Genomic DNA, 16,720 nt, shown 5'->3' on the forward strand with positions numbered 1-16,720 from the left:
CCTGCGGCGTTAACGGCTCATCAGCCGTCACGCCGCGCCGATAATAACGAAAACAGTCACAAAAACCTCTGTTCAACGCCAGACGCGGCTTTACCCGGGAATGCACAATGTTAGCAACCTCATACGACTCTTTTATCGTCATCGTCTCGATTCTTGTCGCGATGCTGGCCTCGTTTACCGCCTTAGATATGGCCGGCCGGGTGGTGCATTCGACCGGCAAAGTGGCCCTGGTCTGGCTGTTTGGCGGCGGTTTTTCCATGGGCATTGGCATCTGGGCGATGCACTTTATCGGCATGCTGTCGATGAACATGGATATGGTCATGAGCTACGACGCCGCACTCACGGCGTTATCGGCCGCTATCGCCGTGTGTGCCTCTATCTTTGCGCTGTGGCTGGTCTGCCATGGCGAACTGCCTCTGCGACGGCTGGCGGGGGGAGCTCTCATCCTCGGCAGCGGCGTGGTGGCGATGCACTACACCGGCATGGCGGCCCTGATGTTCTCTCCTGGCATCGTCTGGAAATGGGGCTGGGTGGCGCTGTCGGTGGTGATCGCGCTGGCCGCTTCCGGCGCGGCGCTGTGGCTGGCGTTTAACCTGCGTGAAGGGAGAACCGGCCGGATCACCATGCTGCGCATCGGCGCCTCGATCGTGATGGGATGCGCGATTGCGGGGATGCACTACACGGGCATGGTGGCGGCAGAGTTTCCCGCTCACAGTCATTCCGTCGGACAGGGGGTCAACAGTGACTGGCTGGCGATTCTGGTCACGGTGGTCACGCTCTCCATCCTGGGCATCACGCTGCTGGTGTCGATGCTGGATGCGCGGCTCCAGGCGCGCACCTCGCTTCTCGCCAGTTCGCTGGCGGAGGCCAACCGCGAGCTGGCGCAACTGGCGCTGCACGATAACCTCACGCGGCTGCCAAACCGCATTCTGCTGGAAGATCGGCTGGAGCAGGCGATCAACAAAGCGAATCGCGAACAGACGCAGTTTGCGCTGATGTTTATGGATCTCGACGGCTTCAAGGCGGTGAACGATGCCTTCGGCCACCATGTTGGCGACAGCCTGCTGGTAGGCGTAACCGAGCGGATGAGTCAGCAGATGACCGGCTACTACACGCTGGCGCGGCTGGGCGGCGATGAGTTTGTGCTGCTGGCAGAAATCGAGGATCCCAACGATGCGGCGACCATCGCCGACAAGCTGGTAAAAGCGGTGGACTGCCCGTTCGATATCTCCCGCTACGAGCTGGTGGTGTCGCTGAGTATCGGCATCGCGGTCTACCCCGGCGATGGAGTGGATGAGCGTGAGCTGATGTTTAACGCCGATGCGGCGATGTATCACACCAAAAACAACGGCCGCAACGGCTACACCTTCTTCCAGCCCTCCATGAACATCCAGGCGCAGAGCCAGCTTCAGCTCAACAACGATCTCTGGCAGGCGCTGGACAATCAGGAGCTGCGGCTCTTCTATCAGCCTAAATATTGCGCCCCGCGTGGCCCGATCCTCGGTTTTGAGGCGCTGCTGCGCTGGCAGCATCCGCATCACGGCCTGCTGTCGCCCGATAAATTCCTGCCGATGGCGGAAAAGACCGGCATGATTGTCAGCATCGGTAACTGGGTGATCCACGAAGCGTGCCGGCAGCTGCGTCAGTGGCATCTGCAGGGCCATCCGGACTGGTCGATCGCGGTAAACCTGTCGCCGTTACAGTTTGAACAGGCGAATCTGGTTGAAATCGTGACAGAGGCGCTGCAAAAGCATCAGATCCCGGCTGAGCAACTGACGCTGGAGGTGACCGAAACCACCGCGATGCGCGATCCGGATGCGAGCGTGCGCATCCTCACCGAGCTGACCCGGCTGGGTGTCAAAGCCTCGATCGATGACTTTGGCACCGGCTACTCCAGCCTGCTCTATCTGAAGCGACTGCCGGCCAGTGAACTCAAGATCGACCGGGCGTTTGTCAGCGAACTGCAGCATCAGAAAGAGGATGCCACTATCGTCTCGGCGATTGTGGCCCTGGCGCAGTCGCTGCAACTGAAGGTGGTGGCCGAGGGGGTAGAAACCGCCGAACAGCAGGCTTTCCTGACCCGCCTGGGCTGCAATATGTTGCAGGGCTATCTGCTGGGCAGGCCGGTTCCGCCTGAGCGGGTGCCGGAAATGGCGAACTTTGTGGCGGAAGAGATTGAAGAGGCGGTCGCCAGCGTAAGCCACTCTGCAGACGCCGACGAGCCGCTGATGCCGCAGGTCGCCTCCCTCTGACGCGCCGCTGGCCGGGCAGAGAAGCTTCTCTATCCGGCCGATAAGCGACGCGTAGCGCCTGTCATTGATCGCTGTGCGTGGTAAAGTCTCGCGGTTAAACAAGGAGAGGTCACCCGTGGCGAAATACCAGCGATTGATGGATGAGATTCAGCAACAGATAGAGGCCGGTATCTGGCTGCCGGGCACCCGTTTGCCGTCGCTGCGTCAGCAGGTGGCGCAGCAGGGCGTCAGCCTGATGACGGTGCTTCATGCCTATGAGTTGCTGGAGAGTCAGGGCTGGATCGTCTCGCGTCCCCAGTCGGGCTATTACGTGGCGCCGCGTGCCCTGGCCCCCGCGCCGCTGAGCGTGGCGATCAGCGAACAGGTCGATATCAACGGCTTCGTGTTCGATGTGCTTCAGGCGACGCGCGATCCCGCCATCGTCCCATTTGGCTCCGCCTTTCCCGATCCCGCGCTCTTTCCGCAGCGCCAGCTGATGCGCTCGCTGGCGAACGTCTCACACCATCTGACCCCCACCGATGCGCTGCACAACCTGCCACCCGGCAACGCCACGCTGCGGCAGCTGCTGGCACAGCGTTATGCGCGGCAGGGCATCACTCTGTCGCCGGATGAGATTGTGATCACCAGCGGGGCGCTGGAGGCGCTGAACCTCAGCCTGCAATCCCTGACGGAGCCGGGCGACTATGTGGTGATTGAACAGCCGGGCTTTTATGGAGCGCTGCAGGCGATCGAGCGGCTCAGGCTCAAGGCGCTGGCGATCCCGGTGGACGCCAGAGAGGGCATCGATCTGGTGCAGCTGGAGGAGGCCCTGCAGCGCTGGCCGGTAAAAGCCTGCTGGCTGATGACCACGCTGCAGAACCCGCTCAGCGTCACCCTGACCCCGGAGCGTAAGCAGCAGCTGGTGGCGCTGCTGGCGCGGTATCAGGTGCCGATGATCGAAGACGATGTGTATGCCGAACTCTGGGCCGGAGATGTGCCGCCGCTGCCAGCCAAAGCCTGGGATCGTCAGGGAAACGTGCTGCACTGCGGGTCGTTCTCGAAATCGCTGGTGGCGGGATTCCGCGTCGGCTGGGTCGCCGCAGGCCAGCATGCGCAGCGGATCCAGCGCCTGCAGCTGATGAGTACGCTCTCAACCAGCGCGCCGATGCAGCTGGCGCTGGCCGATTTTCTCGCCACGCGGCGTTACGACACCCACCTGAAACGGCTGCGGCAGATTCTGGTGAAGCGACAGCAGATGGTGCGTCAGGCGTTGCTGAAGGTGCTGCCGCTGCAGGCGACGGTCAGTGAAGCCCGCGGGGGGTACTTTCTCTGGGTGACCCTGCCTGAACGTATTGATACCACCCGGCTCTATCAGCAGGCGCTGGCGCTGGGGATCAGTATTGCACCGGGACAGCTATTTTCGGCAGGCGAGCAGTTCCGTCACTGCTTCAGGCTGAACACCGCCTGGCCGTGGGATAGTCGGGCCGAGGCGGCAATCGAAACGCTGGGGCAGTTGATGGCGGAAGGGCTGGCGGATTAAACGTTCGCCGCCTGCTGGTGGCCCCAGGTCAGGTAGTAGACATCGTAGAAATCCACTTCCCCTTTTTGCGTCAGCAGACGCTGGATGCCGCTCTTCACCCGCTCCGGCGTATCGGGCAGGGAAAGGATGCGTGAGATGGCCTGCTCACGCACCGGCTGAACGTAATACCATTCGCCGTTGTAACAGACACGCAGGTCGAGCGCATCGATATCTTCAAAGCGATACTTCGGGTTGATATCAAGCAGCATCAGCAGGCTCATCACCAGCACAAACACGGTAGCAAACCAGAAGGCAGGCCAGCCCAGCATCTCGGTGGTGAAAATCAGCGCCACGCAGAGGCCGTAGCAGAGGTACATCACGGCCCAGAGACCTGGATGGTTTTTCAGAAACGAAAGGCTGAAGCGCGGCAGGTTGTCGCGACGTTCTTCACGGTTAAGCGTGGCGATCTCGTCGATCAGGATTTGTTTAATAGCGTCCATTAGTTACCTCACTGTCATCTGTTAGCTATTACAACAGATAACAGTCAAGCACATCAGAAACAGATCTGCGCATTTTATATATAACAGTTAAGCAACCGGCTGCCGGAACGTGCGCGGCCCGAAACGGGTTCTGCGGCGGGCTGACAATTTGCAACACTTTAGCGCAGCAAGAACCGCTCTCCGCCGTCATCCCGGCACAGTCTGGCCCTACAGATCGCGACACATTTGGCTTTAGTCAGCAATATCAGTTAATTATCACAATTCTGCTGGCTGGCGCACATTGCATTGTGGCCGGGGTTTGCCACACTTAGAAAAAAGCCGGAGAACCTGTATGCGAGCCCCATCCTCCAGTCTGTTATTAATGATGTCTTTTGCCGCAGGCACCTTCTCGGCCGGGGCCTCTGACAATCCGCAGCACCTGATGCTTGCCAGCCCCTCGGGTGGCGTGCCCAACAATCCGTTGCCGCTGATCATCTGGCCGCGCGTGGTGCCGGAAGATGAAGAGATTGCGCTCTGGTTTGAGAAAACCTTTGAAGAGAACGGCTGGCCGCCAGCCTGGCGCTACCCGATCTACCCTTACACCCACTACCATCCCAACACCCACGAACTGCTGGGCGTCGCGGAAGGCTGGGCGGAAGTGCTGTTCGGCGGCGATTCCGGCCGGATGGTCACATTGCGCGCCGGAGATGCGGTACTGATCCCGGCGGGTGTCGGCCACCGGCAGGTCAGCGCCAGCGACGACTTTATGGTGGTGGGCGCCTATCCCCGTGGCATGTCACCCGAGACGTTACGCGATGAGCCTGCGATGCTGCAGCGATCGCAGGAGCAGGTAAAAAACGTGCCTCTGCCCACGCAGGATCCCTTTACCGGTAAAGAGGGCGCGTTAACGGAGATCTGGCAGCCCATTGCGGCAATGCATTTGCAGCAACAGACCGACTTTTAGACGCCTGTCAGCCCTGGCAAATAAAAGCGCGCGAGCCGTCCCGCGCTTTTTTCTGGCTGCCGGAGCCTGCTGTCACGATGCACTATCTGCACCCATTTCCGCTGCGGCACCATTGAACATTTGCTCACCGCTGCCGATAACCCTCCTGTTAAGACTCACTATTTTTCTTAATACGCTTGTCTTTGCCGGCCTTTTCCGTTTTAGTCCCGGCCAGCGTATTAACAGAATTTCAGGCCCACATCCGGCTTCCGAGTAGCAGGCAAATAACAATGGATAATCACTCAGATGTCATGTATCGCATGCTGGTACACAGCGTGATCGACTACACGATCACCATGCTTAAACCGGACGGAACGGTCGCCAGCTGGAACGACGGCGGTCAACAGGTTCTGGGTTACCAGCCTGACGAAATCATCGGACAGTCCGTCGCCCTGTTCTACAGCGAAGAGGATCGTCGTCGCGGTTATCCGCAGCGGGATCTTGAGAGGGCCGTCAGCACCGGACGTGCTGAAAGCGCAGGCTGGCGCTGCCGTAAAGATGGCAGCACCTTCTGGGCCGAGGTGATGATCTATCCGATCCGCGACGAGGCGGCTCATCTGCTGGGATTTTCGCTGGTCTGCCGGGACTGTACCCGGCAGCAGGAGCAGCAGCGAAAAGAGCGTGAGCAGGAGATGCGCTTCCGTCTGCTGGTCGAGGGCGTCACCGATTACGCCATCTATATGCTCGATCATGACGGCAACGTAGTGAACTGGAATGCCGGCGCGCAGCGTGCCAAAGGCTATGTGGCGGAAGAGATCGTCGGTCAGCACTTTTCCCGATTCTACAGCGCCCAGGATCGCCTGAATCATATTCCCGATCAGAACCTGCAGACCGCGTTCCGCACCGGCCGTTTTGAAGATGAAGGCTGGCGCTATCGCAAAGATGGCAGCGCCTTCTGGGCGCATGTGGTGATCGATGCGATCCGCGACGATCAGGGCAAACTGCTGGGCTATGCCAAAATCACCCGCGACTGCACGGAGCAGCAGCGCATCCGCAGAGAGCAGCAGCAGCAGGAGCAGCGTTTCCGTCTGCTGGTGGAGGGCGTTACCGACTATGCCATCTATATGCTGGATATCGACGGGGTCGTGGTGAACTGGAACGCCGGTGCGCAGCGGGCCAAAGGCTACCGGGCAGACGAGGTGGTGGGGCAACACTTTTCGCTGTTTTACAGTGCGCAGGAGCGGCTCAACAGGACACCGGAAGCGAACCTCGGCATTGCGCTGAAGACCGGCCGCTTTGAAGATGAGGGCTGGCGTTACCGCAAAGATGGCAGCGCCTTCTGGGCGCATGTGGTGATCGATGCCATCCATGACGATGAGGGTAAACTGGTCGGTTTTGCCAAGATCACCCGCGACCGCACGGAACGCCGTGAACAGGAGCAGCAGATCCTGCGCGCCCGCGATCTGGCGGAAGCGCAGAGTGCTCAGAAAACCGCGCTCTCCCGCTTTCTGGATAACATCATCGCCAACATCCCCTCCTGCGTGATCGTTGAGGATGCGATCACGCGCGAGATCCTGCTGGTCAATGACCGCACGCAGCAGCTGTTCGGCCTGTCGAAAACGCTGATCGTCAATAAGCGCCCGCATGAATGTATGTCGCCTGAACTCAGCGACTACTTCAACAATCTGGCCGATGTTGCGCTGCGCAGTGAGGGCGTTCATGAGCGTGAGCAGCTGCTGATGACTGCCAGCGGCGAACGGATCCTGCACTCCCGTGCGAAAGCGATTACCGGGCAGGATGCGCGGCGCAACTATCTGATGCTGCTGGTGGAGGATGTCACCGACCAGCGCGCCGCCGATGCCCGTATTCACCATATGGCGCATCACGACAATCTGACCAGCCTGCCGAACCGCATCCTGTTTCGTCAGCGGCTGAGCGAAGCCCTGCGCATCGCCGGTCAGACAAAGCAGCAGAGTGCCGCGCTCTGCCTTGACCTCGACCACTTTAAAAATGTGAACGACGCGCTGGGTCACCAGATCGGCGATGAGCTGCTGCGCAGCGTGGCAAAGCGGCTGCGCAGCGCGCTGCGTGACCAGGATACGCTGGCGCGCATCGGCGGCGATGAGTTCGCCATTGTGCTGCCGTCGATCGCCAGCAGTGATGAGGCGAGCATTGTGGCGAGGCGCCTGATTGAGGCGATTCGTCCGCCGGTCAACATCGAAGGTCATAATCTGTCGGTCGGGCTGAGTGTGGGGATTGCGCTCAGCACCACCATCACCAATACGCCCGAGCAGCTGCTGCGCTGTGCAGACATGGCGCTGTATGAAGCCAAACGCAACGGCCGCAACCGCTACGAGCACTTTACGCTGGAGATGGATGATCAGGCGCGCAGCCGGCGGCTGATTGAGAACGATCTGCGTGATGCCATCAGCGGCGGGCACCTGCGGCTCTACTATCAGCCGATCACCAACGGCGATCATCACACCATTATTGGCTACGAGGCGCTGATGCGCTGGCACCATCCGATCCGTGGCCTGATCATGCCCAACGACTTTATCCCCATTGCCGAAGAGACCGGCCTGATTCATATGCTGGGCGCGTTCGCGCTGTATGAAGCCTGCCGCGAAGCAGCGAGCTGGGAAGGGGAGCAGTCGGTTTCGGTCAACCTTTCTCCGCTGCAGTTTAAAAACAGCTCGCTGGTGCCGGTGGTGGAAGGTGCCCTGAGGGAGTCAGGGCTGGACCCGGCGCGGCTGGAAGTGGAGATCACCGAATCGGTGCTGCTGGATGATTCGCTGGGCAATATCCGCACCCTGCAGAATCTCAAGGCGCTGGGCGTGCAGATTGCGCTGGATGACTTCGGCACCGGCTATTCGTCGCTGAGCTACCTGCGATCCTTTCCGTTCGACAAGATCAAAATCGACAAGTCATTCATTAACGATATGGGCGACAGCCGCGAGGCGCTGGCGATTATCCGGGCCATCACCGGCATGAGCCGCAGTCTGGATATCCAGATCACCGCCGAAGGGGTGGAGAGCGATGAGCAGTTCGCGCGGCTGCGCGACGAAGGATGCACCCTGTTTCAGGGCTTCCTGTTTGGCCGCCCTCAGCCGTCGGAACTGCGGCTTAAAACGCTGGATTAATCGTAGAGGCCATGCTGCTGAACCGGCGCATGGCTGAGATTATCCCGAATGCGGCGCACCGAATCACGTACCACCAGCCTGCCATTCAGCAGCAGGCTGCCCGTGGGGGTAGCGGGATTCAGGCGCATCTCCTGCAGCAGCTTTACGGCGGCGGCTCCCAGCTCATCCCGTGGAACCTGCACCGAGGTCAGCGGAATATCGTGGATGGTCGCCAGGTTAAAGCCATCCATACTCATCACCGAAATATCCTGCGGCACCCGCAGTCCGGCCTGTTGCAGCGCACTGACCGCCCCGGCGGCAATGTAATCCCCGCTGGCGAGGATCGCAGTGGGGCGCAGCGTGTCCGGGCAGTGGCGCAGATAGTCACCGAGGCGTTCCGCCGCCTCATGGCTGCTGAAGCCGTTCAGAGTCAGCAGATGCTGGCGGCTGTCAAAGCGCAGATTCATCGCGTGCCAGGCGTCACGGACCCCCTGCAATCGCTGCTCCATGGTGTAGCGGCGCAGACAGTGCAGCGACAGGATCTGCCGGTGCCCCTGCTCAAACAGGTAGCGCGCTGAAAACTCGCCAATCAACTGGTGATGGGGGGAAACCGAAGGCAGGCGCATACGGCGATCGCGGGCGTTGATCAGCACACAGGGTTTATTCATCTCTGCCGCCAGCTGATGAATATGCTCATCATCAATGCCAATCAGCACGGCCGCTTCGGTCTGCTGCATTTTATCGATAAACCGCGCGGCATCACTTTCCAGCTCATCCAGCGGGCAGAAGCGCAGCCGTACCTCATGCGGCTCCACCGCCTGGCTGATCCCCTGAATCACCTTGTAATAGAAGATGTCGCTGCGCACGTCAAAGGCGCGAGGCGGAGCGAAGACCATCAGATCATTCAGCAGCAGGCGACCGCTGTGCAGATTATTCAGCACGCCCTGCTGCTGCGCCACGGCCAGCACTTTATCGCGGGTCGCGGGCCGGGTATTGGCTTTACCCGCCAGCACCCGCGACACCGTACTGATGGAGACGCCGCTCAGGGCCGCAATTTCACTGACTTTCAGCCTTTGTTTCATTCTGTGATCGCCTTCAAATCTGCCAATGAAAAATTTTTCATAGCCTGCTAAATCGCTTCAGATAAGAGTCTGGAGGCCATTTTTCGCCCCTGTTAAGCCTGCCATGAAAAGAGTTGCAAAAAAGAGGCTGTACCCGCGTTTCGCACTTTTTTAAGTTCGAAAAAAAGGACACGCGGTACGCCAGCAGGCGGTGTGCGTAATCAATGGTAATAAGGAGTGGCACGATGAGCCTCGAATCGACAACCAAACCCATTAGTGCTTCGCGCACGGTGCGCGTGATTAAAAATTTACGCTGGTGGATGCTGGGGATGTTTCTGCTGGGGGTAACCGTCAACTACATCACCCGCAACTCGCTCGGTATTCTGGCACCGGAGCTGAAAACCAGCCTCAACATGACCACCGAGCAGTACTCCTGGGTGGTGGCCGCGTTCCAGCTGGCCTACACCCTGTTTCAGCCGCTGTGCGGCTGGCTGATCGACGTGATCGGCCTGAAAATGGGCTTTCTGATCTGCGCGCTGGTCTGGTCGGTGACCTGTCTGCTGCATGCGGGCGCAGGAAGCTGGCTGCATCTGGCCCTGCTGCGCTTTGTGATGGGCGCATCGGAAGCGGCGGCGACCCCGGCTAACGCCAAAGCCATCGGTGACTGGTTCCCCAAAAAGGAGCGGCCGGTCGCTGCGGGCTGGGCGGGGGTTGGCTTTTCGATTGGGGCGATGCTGGCACCACCGATCATCTATGTCGCGCACGTTACCTTTGGCTGGCAGGGCGCCTTCCTGCTGACTGGCGGGCTGGGGCTGCTGTGGGTCGGACTCTGGTGGTGGGGCTATCACTCGCCTCAAAATCATCCCCGTCTTTCTGCGGAAGAGCGCGATTTTATTAATCAGGACAATGAGGCCGTCGGCGAAAAGCTGCCGTTCTTCACCGCGCTGAAAGTGATCGGCAAAGAGAAAAAATTCTACGGCATCGCGATCCCGGCCTTTCTGGCCGAACCGGCCTGGGCAGTGCTGAGCTTCTGGGTGCCGCTCTATCTTGCCAATGAGCGCGGCATGGATCTCAAACAGATCGTGATGTTCGCCTGGCTGCCGTTTCTGGCCGCCGATCTCGGCAGCGTGGCCAGCGGCTATCTGACCCGACTCTATGTGCGCTGCTTCGGCATGACCCGCGTCAATTCGATTGTCGCCAGCTCCGTGACCGGCGCGCTGCTGATGGTCTCGCTGGCGCTGATGACCCTGGTGAAAGATCCCTGGCTGGCGATCGCCCTGATCTCCGTGGGGGGCTTCGGACATCAGGTGATCTCCTGCATGTTGAGTGCGCTGGTGGTGGAACGGTTTGATCGCCGCCAGATGGCCACGGTCAACGGGATGCGCGGCTCCTGCGCCTGGATCGCCAGCTTTATCTTCTCGCTGATTATCGGTGTAACCGCCGATACCATCGGCTTCAATCCCCTGTTTGTGGCGATGGGCTTCTTTGACCTGATTGGTGCTGTTTTCCTGGTGATGCTGATCGCCGAACGCCGCCAGCGCCCTGCTAACCTGTAAGGATACCGCGATGAAAACTCTGAAGAACTGGACGCTGCATCAGCACGCCGATCACTTTGTTGAGCTGAAGGTCGACGATCGTCACTTCCTGCGGCTGTACGTGCTGGAAGATAAGCTGATGCGTGTGCTGCTGAAGCGCGACGGCGAGCTGGCGCTGAACCGCACATGGAGCATTGCGCCTGTGGGAGATGTGCCCTGGCAGGGACGCGATCGCGAGGCGCTGGATGGCTTTACGCTGCCCGCCTTTCAGCTGGAGCACGATGCACAGCAGCTGCGGATCAGCACGCAACGGCTGCGGGTAACGGTGCATCAGCCGCTCTGCCTGAGCTGGGAGCAGTTCGACGGCGAGACCTGGCAGCCGCTGACGGCGGATCGCCACACCGGGGCCTATCTGCTCAATGCGCATGGCGATGGGGTGGAGCACTATCAGCGGCGTCAGCCGCAGGATCGGGTTTACGGTCTGGGCGAAAAAAGTGGCGACCTGAACCGGGCTAACCGGCGCTTTGAGATGCGCAATCTCGACGCCATGGGCTACAACGCCGCCACGACCGATCCGCTCTATAAACATATTCCGTTTACCCTGACGCAGCGCGACGGCGTCAGCTTTGGTCTGTTCTATGACAACCTCAGCAGCAGCTGGCTCGACCTGGGCAATGAGCTGGACAACTACCACCTGCCTTACCGCCGCTACCGTGCCGAGGCGGGCGATCTCGACTACTACATGATGCTTGGCCCGACCCTGCTCGACGTCACCAAAGCCTTTGTCCGCCTGACCGGGCGCACCCTGTTTCAGCCGAAGTGGAGCCTGGGCTACAGCGGCTCCACGATGCACTACACCGACGCGGCCGACGCGCAGCAGCAGCTGCAATCCTTTATCCGCCTGTGTCGTGAGCATGAGATTCCCTGTGACTCGTTCCAGCTCTCATCGGGTTATACCTCGATTAACAATAAACGCTACGTCTTCCACTGGAACTACGACAAAGTTCCGAATCCAGACGCGCTGAGCGATGCCTTCCATAACGCTGGCATGAAGCTGGCGGCCAACATCAAGCCCTGTCTGCTGCAGGATCATCCGCGCTATCAGGAGGTGGCGGCGCAGGGACTGTTTATCCGTGACTCGGAGCAGGATCGCCCGGAACGTTCGGTGTTCTGGGACGATGAGGGATCGCACCTCGATTTTACCCATCCGCAGGCGGTGCGCTGGTGGCAGGAGAACGTCACTCAGCAGCTGCTGGAAAAGGGGATCGATTCCACCTGGAACGACAACAACGAATATGAGGTCTGGGATGGCGAAGCCCGCTGTCACGGATTCGGTCAGCCGATCGCCATCAAGCACATCCGGCCGGTGATGCCGCTGCTGATGATGCGCGCCTCAATGGAAGCGCAGCAGCAGTTCGCGCCGCACAAGCGGCCCTATCTGATCTCACGCTCCGGTTGTGCCGGGATGCAGCGCTATGTGCAGACCTGGAGCGGCGACAACCGCACCAGCTGGCAGACGCTGCGTTATAACATCCGCATGGGGCTGGGGATGAGCCTGTCGGGGCTGTTTAACGTCGGCCACGATGTCGGCGGATTCTCGGGCGACAAACCGGATGCCGAGCTGTTTGTGCGCTGGGTTCAGAACGGCATTATGCATCCGCGCTTTACCATCCACTCCTGGAATGACGATCACACGGTCAATGAGCCCTGGATGTATCCGGAGGTGACGCCGATGATCCGCGAGGCGATCCGGCTGCGCTATCGCCTGATGCCTTATCTCTACACCCTGGCGTGGCAGGCCAGCGCCGAAGATGAGCCGATGCTGCGGCCGACCTTCCTCGATCACGAGCAGGATCCGCAGACCTGGCAGGAGTGCGATGACTTTATTCTGGGGCGTGACCTGCTGGTGGCCAGCGTGGTGGAGCAGGGCGCGCGCAGCCGTGAAGTCTATCTGCCCCGTCATCGCGGCGGCTGGTATGACTGGCACAGCGGCAGAGCGTTTGCGGGCGGCGAAACGGTCACCCTGGATGCGCCGCTGGATCGGCTGCCGCTGCTGGTGCGGGCGGGTGCGGTGATCCCGCTGGGCGAGTGCGAAACCACCACCGATGCGCGTCGCGATACGGTGCGGCAGTGGCAGATCTGGCCTGCACCGGAAGGCGTGACCACTATGGGGGAGACCTTTGACGATGATGGCGAGAGCCACGGCTGGCAGCAGGGGAATGCTCTGTGGCTGAACTGGACGCTCAGCAGCAGCGCCACCCGTATCGATCTGACGGTAGAGAAACGCGGGGATTATCAGCCTGCCTGGCGCGAGATCACCCTGTTACTCCCGGCGGGAGAACACCGTGAGCTGTGGGTAAATGGCGAGAAAGCAGCGAGTTACCGGCTGTAAAAGGGGTGATGAGGTAGCAGACGGAGGGAAAGGCGTTCGGCCCAAAAAAGGGCCGAACGGGGCAGCCGGTAAAAGCGGATTCGCTTCGCCGCCGGAAGCTGTTTCCGGCTGATGTCGCGTGATGACCGCGGCCGGTAAGGGAACTGTCAGCGATCTGAGGCGGCCCCGATAACGATTACTCGGCGTGATTCTCGGTGCTCATGCGGCCCAGATCTTTATCGACCAGGAACAGGCCGTTGCCGCTGTTGCTGACCAGCGCCAGTTTATCCAGCACGGTTTTAAACAGCTTCTCTTCTTCATGCTGCTCGGCGACATACCACTGCAGGAAGTTAAAGGTGGAGTAATCCTGTGAGGTCATGGCGGCATGCGCCAGTTCGTTGATCTTGCGGGTGATCAGCTGCTCATGATCCAGCGCCTGCTCCAGCACTTCATTCAGCGAGGTGAACGCAACCGGCGGCGCGGCAATGGTGCCCAGTACCGGCATCGCGCCGGTGTCGCTCAGGTAATCAAACAGACGCTGCATATGCTGCATCTCTTCGCGTGAATGCATTTTCAGGAAAGAAGCGGCACCCTCGAAGCCTTTATCGCTGCACCAGGCGCTCATTTGCAGATAAAGATTGGCAGAGAAAAATTCCAGGTTTAGCTGGTCGTTTAAACGTCCAGTCATTTCAGCAGTCAGCATGGCCGGGTCCTTTTAAGAAGATGTTAAATACAGAGGTTAAGCGGTGGATTATGCATCAGAGATGTTAGGGGTGTGAAGCCTTTTTATCAAAAAACGTGAATTTATCTGTTTGATTTAAATAGAATTATTTCGGAAATTGAATGCGACCAATTCTCATTTTTGCACGCGACCAGCCGGGCCATAAAGCCAGATAAATCAGCACCATGATAGTGCGGACAGGCGGGCCTCTGCGGGTGACGGGGGCGCAGTCGCCGGGGGAATTTCTGATTCGCTGATGGCCCGGCTCGATGACGCCGGATTCTGAAGTGATGATCCCGCCCGCTGATAAGGGCAATGACGCGGCCTGCGTCGCCCCTGCCGTCAGCGCGACGGTTTATTATGCGGCTCTGGCATAGATCCTGCTTGAAACCGCATTCCCTTAGTGACACCTGCCTGCAACGGAAACAGGCAGTTAACCCGGTTTACAGGAGACGATTATGTCAGATGAACAGCTGGTAGCGAATCCGGTGAAAATAGCGGCCACCAAAGGCAGCTACGTCGCATTAATTTTTGCCATTCTGTTTTTCTCAGGGCTCTTTTATAAGGTGGAGGGACTTTCCTGGCTCGGCGCCTTTGACTTTACCACCCTGGGAGGCAGCTTCGGCACGATGAAAGATCCCGCCAGTAATACCTTTCTGGGCGCAGGGGGGCTGAGCGCCAAAGCGGGCTTCCTGTTCGCCCTGTCGCTGACGCCTACGGTAATGCTGGCGCTGGGCGTGCTGGAGATATTCACCCACTACGGCGCGATCCGCGCGGCACACCGGTTGCTGACGCCGCTGCTGAAGCCGCTGATGGGGCTGCCAGGCCGGTGTGGTCTGGCATTAATCACCGATCTGCAAAGCACCGACGCCGGGGCGGCCTTAACTAAAGAGATGGCCGACCAGAAACAGATCGGTAAAAAAGAGCTGGTGGTGATGAGCGCCTGGCAATATTCCGGCGCTGGCTTAATTAATAACTATTTCGCCATCGGCTCCGCACTGTTTGCCTCGATGACGCTGCCGATCATCATTCCGCTGTTACTGATGTTCGTACTGAAATTTGTCGGTGCGGCGATAACGCGTGCCGTGTTAAACAGTGTCTACAAAAAGGATTTCGCCGATGAAAAGTAATCCCGTCACAACATCAGGTAACCCCTTCGATGTATTTGTCACCGGGGCGCGTAAAGGGTTTCACATCGCCATCCATAACCTGATGCCCAATGTGGTGATGGCTTATGTGCTGGCCGAAGTCCTGAACCTGCTCGGGATTATGCCGTTTCTCGGCCAGGTTTTTGCGCCGGTGATGGGGCTGTTTGGCCTGCCGGGCGAGGCGATCACGGTGCTGCTCACGGCATGGCTGTCATCATCGGCTGGCACCGGTGTTGCGGTCAGCCTGCTGACCAAAGGGCTGCTGACAGGTGCCGACATCACGATTCTGGCTCCGGCGATTTTCCTTATGGGATCACAGCTGCAATATATGGGGCGGCTGCTGGGCGTGGCCGACGTGCCCAAAAAATACTGGCCGCTGCTGATGCTGGTCAGCATCATCAACGCGCTGATCGCGATGTCTGTTATGCGTCTGTTTATACAGGAGTAACGCTGTGTCTGAGGTTTTAGAGCATTACCACTATTTGCACGAGATTCCGGAGCTGGGTTTTCAGGAGGTGAAAACCTCGGCCTATATCGCAGACCAGCTGAAGAAAGCGGGCCTGAAGGTGACGCGCAACATCAATAACACCACCGGCATCGTGGCGGAGATCGACAGCGGCGTGCCGGGCCCGGTGCTGGCGCTGCGCGCGGATATGGATGCGCTGGGGCACATTATTGATGGCGTGCCCTGTGCGCGTCACACCTGCGGCCACGACGGCCACTCTTCGGTGGTGCTGACGGCGGCGGCGGCGCTGCTGCGCGAGGGCACGGTAAAACGTGGCCGGCTGAAGATCCTGTTCCAGCCCGCCGAGGAGTTAGGGGCCGGGGCGCTGTCGATGATTGAGGGGGGCGCGCTGGATGATGTGGAGATGATTCTGGGGTTCCATCTGCGTCCGCTGGAGGAGTGTGTGGTCGGCCAGGCGGTGCCCGCCGTGCTCTATTCCGCCTGCAGCACGCTGGAAGCCACGATCAAAGGCCAGCCCGCCCATGCGGCCCGTCCGCATCTGGGCGTCAATGCGCTGGATGCCGCCGTGCAGGCGGTGCAGGCCGTTAACGCTATTCATCTGCCACCCGGCCTGACCTGGAGCGTCAAAGCGACCCGCTTCCTCTGCGATGCGGGCGTCACCAACTCGGTGCCGGATGAGGCCCGCGTGGTGTGGGATCTGCGCTCGCAGGAGAACGGACCGATGACGCTGCTGAAGGAGCAGGTCACGCGCGCCATCACCCACAGCGTCGCGGCGCTGGGGGCCAGCGCGGAGGTCCGCGTGCTGAAAGAGATGCCCGCAGCCGAGATCGACGATGAGGCGACCGCCGTGATCCGCGCCGCCATCGTCGAGGTGCTGGGCGAAGAGGGGGCGCTGCCGACCCGGACGACACCAGGCAGTGAGGACTTCTTTTACTATCCGGTGACGCGGCCGGGCGTAAAAGCGGGATTCTGGGGGCTGGGCACCAACCTGACGCCGGGTCTGCATCATCCCGATATGCGTTTCGACCTCAGCTCACTGGAGATCGGGGTACAGATCTTTAAAGCCTGCGTCAGAAAGGTGCTGGGATAACCGGGACCGGGCGGGCGCAACTGCGGCCGCCTTCTCT

General features: G+C 59.9%; 12 protein-coding genes. 9 read left to right on the forward strand and 3 right to left on the reverse strand.

From position 1 onward, the window contains the following. Positions 1 to 107 precede the first annotated feature (107 nt). Positions 108 to 2,252: a putative bifunctional diguanylate cyclase/phosphodiesterase gene (locus tag ACNY69_RS11760; RefSeq protein ID WP_111141806.1), complete on the forward strand. Its 2,145-nt coding sequence runs from the start codon at positions 108 to 110 to the stop codon at positions 2,250 to 2,252. Positions 2,253 to 2,367: 115 nt separating this feature from the next. Then, positions 2,368 to 3,771, forward strand: coding sequence for an aminotransferase-like domain-containing protein (locus ACNY69_RS11765; protein ID WP_418798448.1), 1,404 nt, complete (start codon positions 2,368 to 2,370; stop codon positions 3,769 to 3,771). Here ACNY69_RS11765 and ACNY69_RS11770 read toward each other — a convergent pair. Next, entirely contained in the window at positions 3,768 to 4,250 is a 483-nt protein-coding gene (locus tag ACNY69_RS11770; protein WP_111141810.1) for a YlaC family protein, read from the reverse strand. The two genes, ACNY69_RS11765 and ACNY69_RS11770, sit on opposite strands and share 4 nt — an antisense overlap. A gap of 331 nt (positions 4,251 to 4,581) precedes the next feature. On the opposite strand from ACNY69_RS11770, the gene ACNY69_RS11775 reads away from it, so the two are divergent. Both ACNY69_RS11775 and ACNY69_RS11780 read left to right on the forward strand, forming a co-directional pair. Continuing rightward, positions 4,582 to 5,193: a cupin domain-containing protein gene (locus ACNY69_RS11775; RefSeq protein WP_111141812.1), complete on the forward strand. Its 612-nt coding sequence runs from the start codon at positions 4,582 to 4,584 to the stop codon at positions 5,191 to 5,193. Between the two features lie 269 nt (positions 5,194 to 5,462). Next, positions 5,463 to 8,312 (forward strand): bifunctional diguanylate cyclase/phosphodiesterase, encoded by a 2,850-nt coding sequence (locus ACNY69_RS11780; protein WP_111141814.1) that lies wholly within the window; start codon positions 5,463 to 5,465, stop codon positions 8,310 to 8,312. On the opposite strand, the gene ACNY69_RS11785 is transcribed toward ACNY69_RS11780, so the two are convergent. Further along, complete coding sequence (locus tag ACNY69_RS11785) at positions 8,309 to 9,373, reverse strand: LacI family DNA-binding transcriptional regulator (RefSeq protein ID WP_111141816.1); 1,065 nt, start codon at positions 9,371 to 9,373, stop codon at positions 8,309 to 8,311. The genes ACNY69_RS11780 and ACNY69_RS11785 overlap by 4 nt on opposite strands. A gap of 224 nt (positions 9,374 to 9,597) precedes the next feature. On the opposite strand from ACNY69_RS11785, the gene ACNY69_RS11790 reads away from it, so the two are divergent. Both ACNY69_RS11790 and ACNY69_RS11795 read left to right on the forward strand, forming a co-directional pair. Continuing rightward, positions 9,598 to 10,908, forward strand: coding sequence for an MFS transporter (locus ACNY69_RS11790; protein WP_111141818.1), 1,311 nt, complete (start codon positions 9,598 to 9,600; stop codon positions 10,906 to 10,908). Between the two features lie 10 nt (positions 10,909 to 10,918). Then, a complete protein-coding gene (locus ACNY69_RS11795) occupies positions 10,919 to 13,279 on the forward strand; it encodes a glycoside hydrolase family 31 protein (protein ID WP_418798451.1) in 2,361 nt (786 codons plus the stop codon). A 175-nt stretch (positions 13,280 to 13,454) separates the two neighbouring features. Here ACNY69_RS11795 and ftnA read toward each other — a convergent pair whose 3' ends face one another. Then, positions 13,455 to 13,961 (reverse strand): non-heme ferritin, encoded by a 507-nt coding sequence (ftnA, locus tag ACNY69_RS11800; RefSeq protein ID WP_111142294.1) that lies wholly within the window; start codon positions 13,959 to 13,961, stop codon positions 13,455 to 13,457. 476 nt (positions 13,962 to 14,437) lie between these two features. Between ftnA and ACNY69_RS11805 the strand changes: the two genes are divergently transcribed. The 3 genes from ACNY69_RS11805 to ACNY69_RS11815 are packed head-to-tail and all read left to right on the forward strand — an operon-like array spanning position 14,438 to position 16,683. After that, entirely contained in the window at positions 14,438 to 15,109 is a 672-nt protein-coding gene (locus ACNY69_RS11805; RefSeq protein ID WP_111142189.1) for a nucleoside recognition domain-containing protein, read from the forward strand. Then, positions 15,099 to 15,575, forward strand: a complete 477-nt coding sequence (locus ACNY69_RS11810; RefSeq protein WP_111142190.1) for a YjiG family protein — start codon at positions 15,099 to 15,101, stop codon at positions 15,573 to 15,575. The genes ACNY69_RS11805 and ACNY69_RS11810 overlap by 11 nt, the downstream gene beginning before the upstream one ends. A gap of 4 nt (positions 15,576 to 15,579) precedes the next feature. Continuing rightward, the gene (locus tag ACNY69_RS11815) at positions 15,580 to 16,683 is read left to right on the forward strand and encodes a M20 peptidase aminoacylase family protein (RefSeq protein WP_111142191.1); all 1,104 of its coding nucleotides are present in this window, start codon (positions 15,580 to 15,582) and stop codon (positions 16,681 to 16,683) included. Positions 16,684 to 16,720 lie beyond the last annotated feature (37 nt).

The sequence above is a fragment of the Pantoea graminicola genome (genome assembly GCF_048452665.1).
In the GTDB taxonomy this organism is placed as follows: domain Bacteria; phylum Pseudomonadota; class Gammaproteobacteria; order Enterobacterales; family Enterobacteriaceae; genus Pantoea.

Excerpts from the sequence above, each read along its gene's own strand:
- ACNY69_RS11770 (WP_111141810.1), bottom strand. The coding sequence starts at position 4,250 with ATGGACGCTATTAAACAAATCCTGATCGACGAGATCGCCACGCTTAAC.
- ACNY69_RS11790 (WP_111141818.1), top strand. The coding sequence starts at position 9,598 with ATGAGCCTCGAATCGACAACCAAACCCATTAGTGCTTCGCGCACGGTG.
- ACNY69_RS11780 (WP_111141814.1), top strand. The coding sequence starts at position 5,463 with ATGGATAATCACTCAGATGTCATGTATCGCATGCTGGTACACAGCGTG.
- ACNY69_RS11760 (WP_111141806.1), top strand. The coding sequence starts at position 108 with ATGTTAGCAACCTCATACGACTCTTTTATCGTCATCGTCTCGATTCTT.
- ACNY69_RS11805 (WP_111142189.1), top strand. The coding sequence starts at position 14,438 with ATGTCAGATGAACAGCTGGTAGCGAATCCGGTGAAAATAGCGGCCACC.
- ftnA (WP_111142294.1), bottom strand. The coding sequence starts at position 13,961 with ATGCTGACTGCTGAAATGACTGGACGTTTAAACGACCAGCTAAACCTG.
- ACNY69_RS11810 (WP_111142190.1), top strand. The coding sequence starts at position 15,099 with ATGAAAAGTAATCCCGTCACAACATCAGGTAACCCCTTCGATGTATTT.
- ACNY69_RS11785 (WP_111141816.1), bottom strand. The coding sequence starts at position 9,373 with ATGAAACAAAGGCTGAAAGTCAGTGAAATTGCGGCCCTGAGCGGCGTC.
- ACNY69_RS11795 (WP_418798451.1), top strand. The coding sequence starts at position 10,919 with ATGAAAACTCTGAAGAACTGGACGCTGCATCAGCACGCCGATCACTTT.
- ACNY69_RS11775 (WP_111141812.1), top strand. The coding sequence starts at position 4,582 with ATGCGAGCCCCATCCTCCAGTCTGTTATTAATGATGTCTTTTGCCGCA.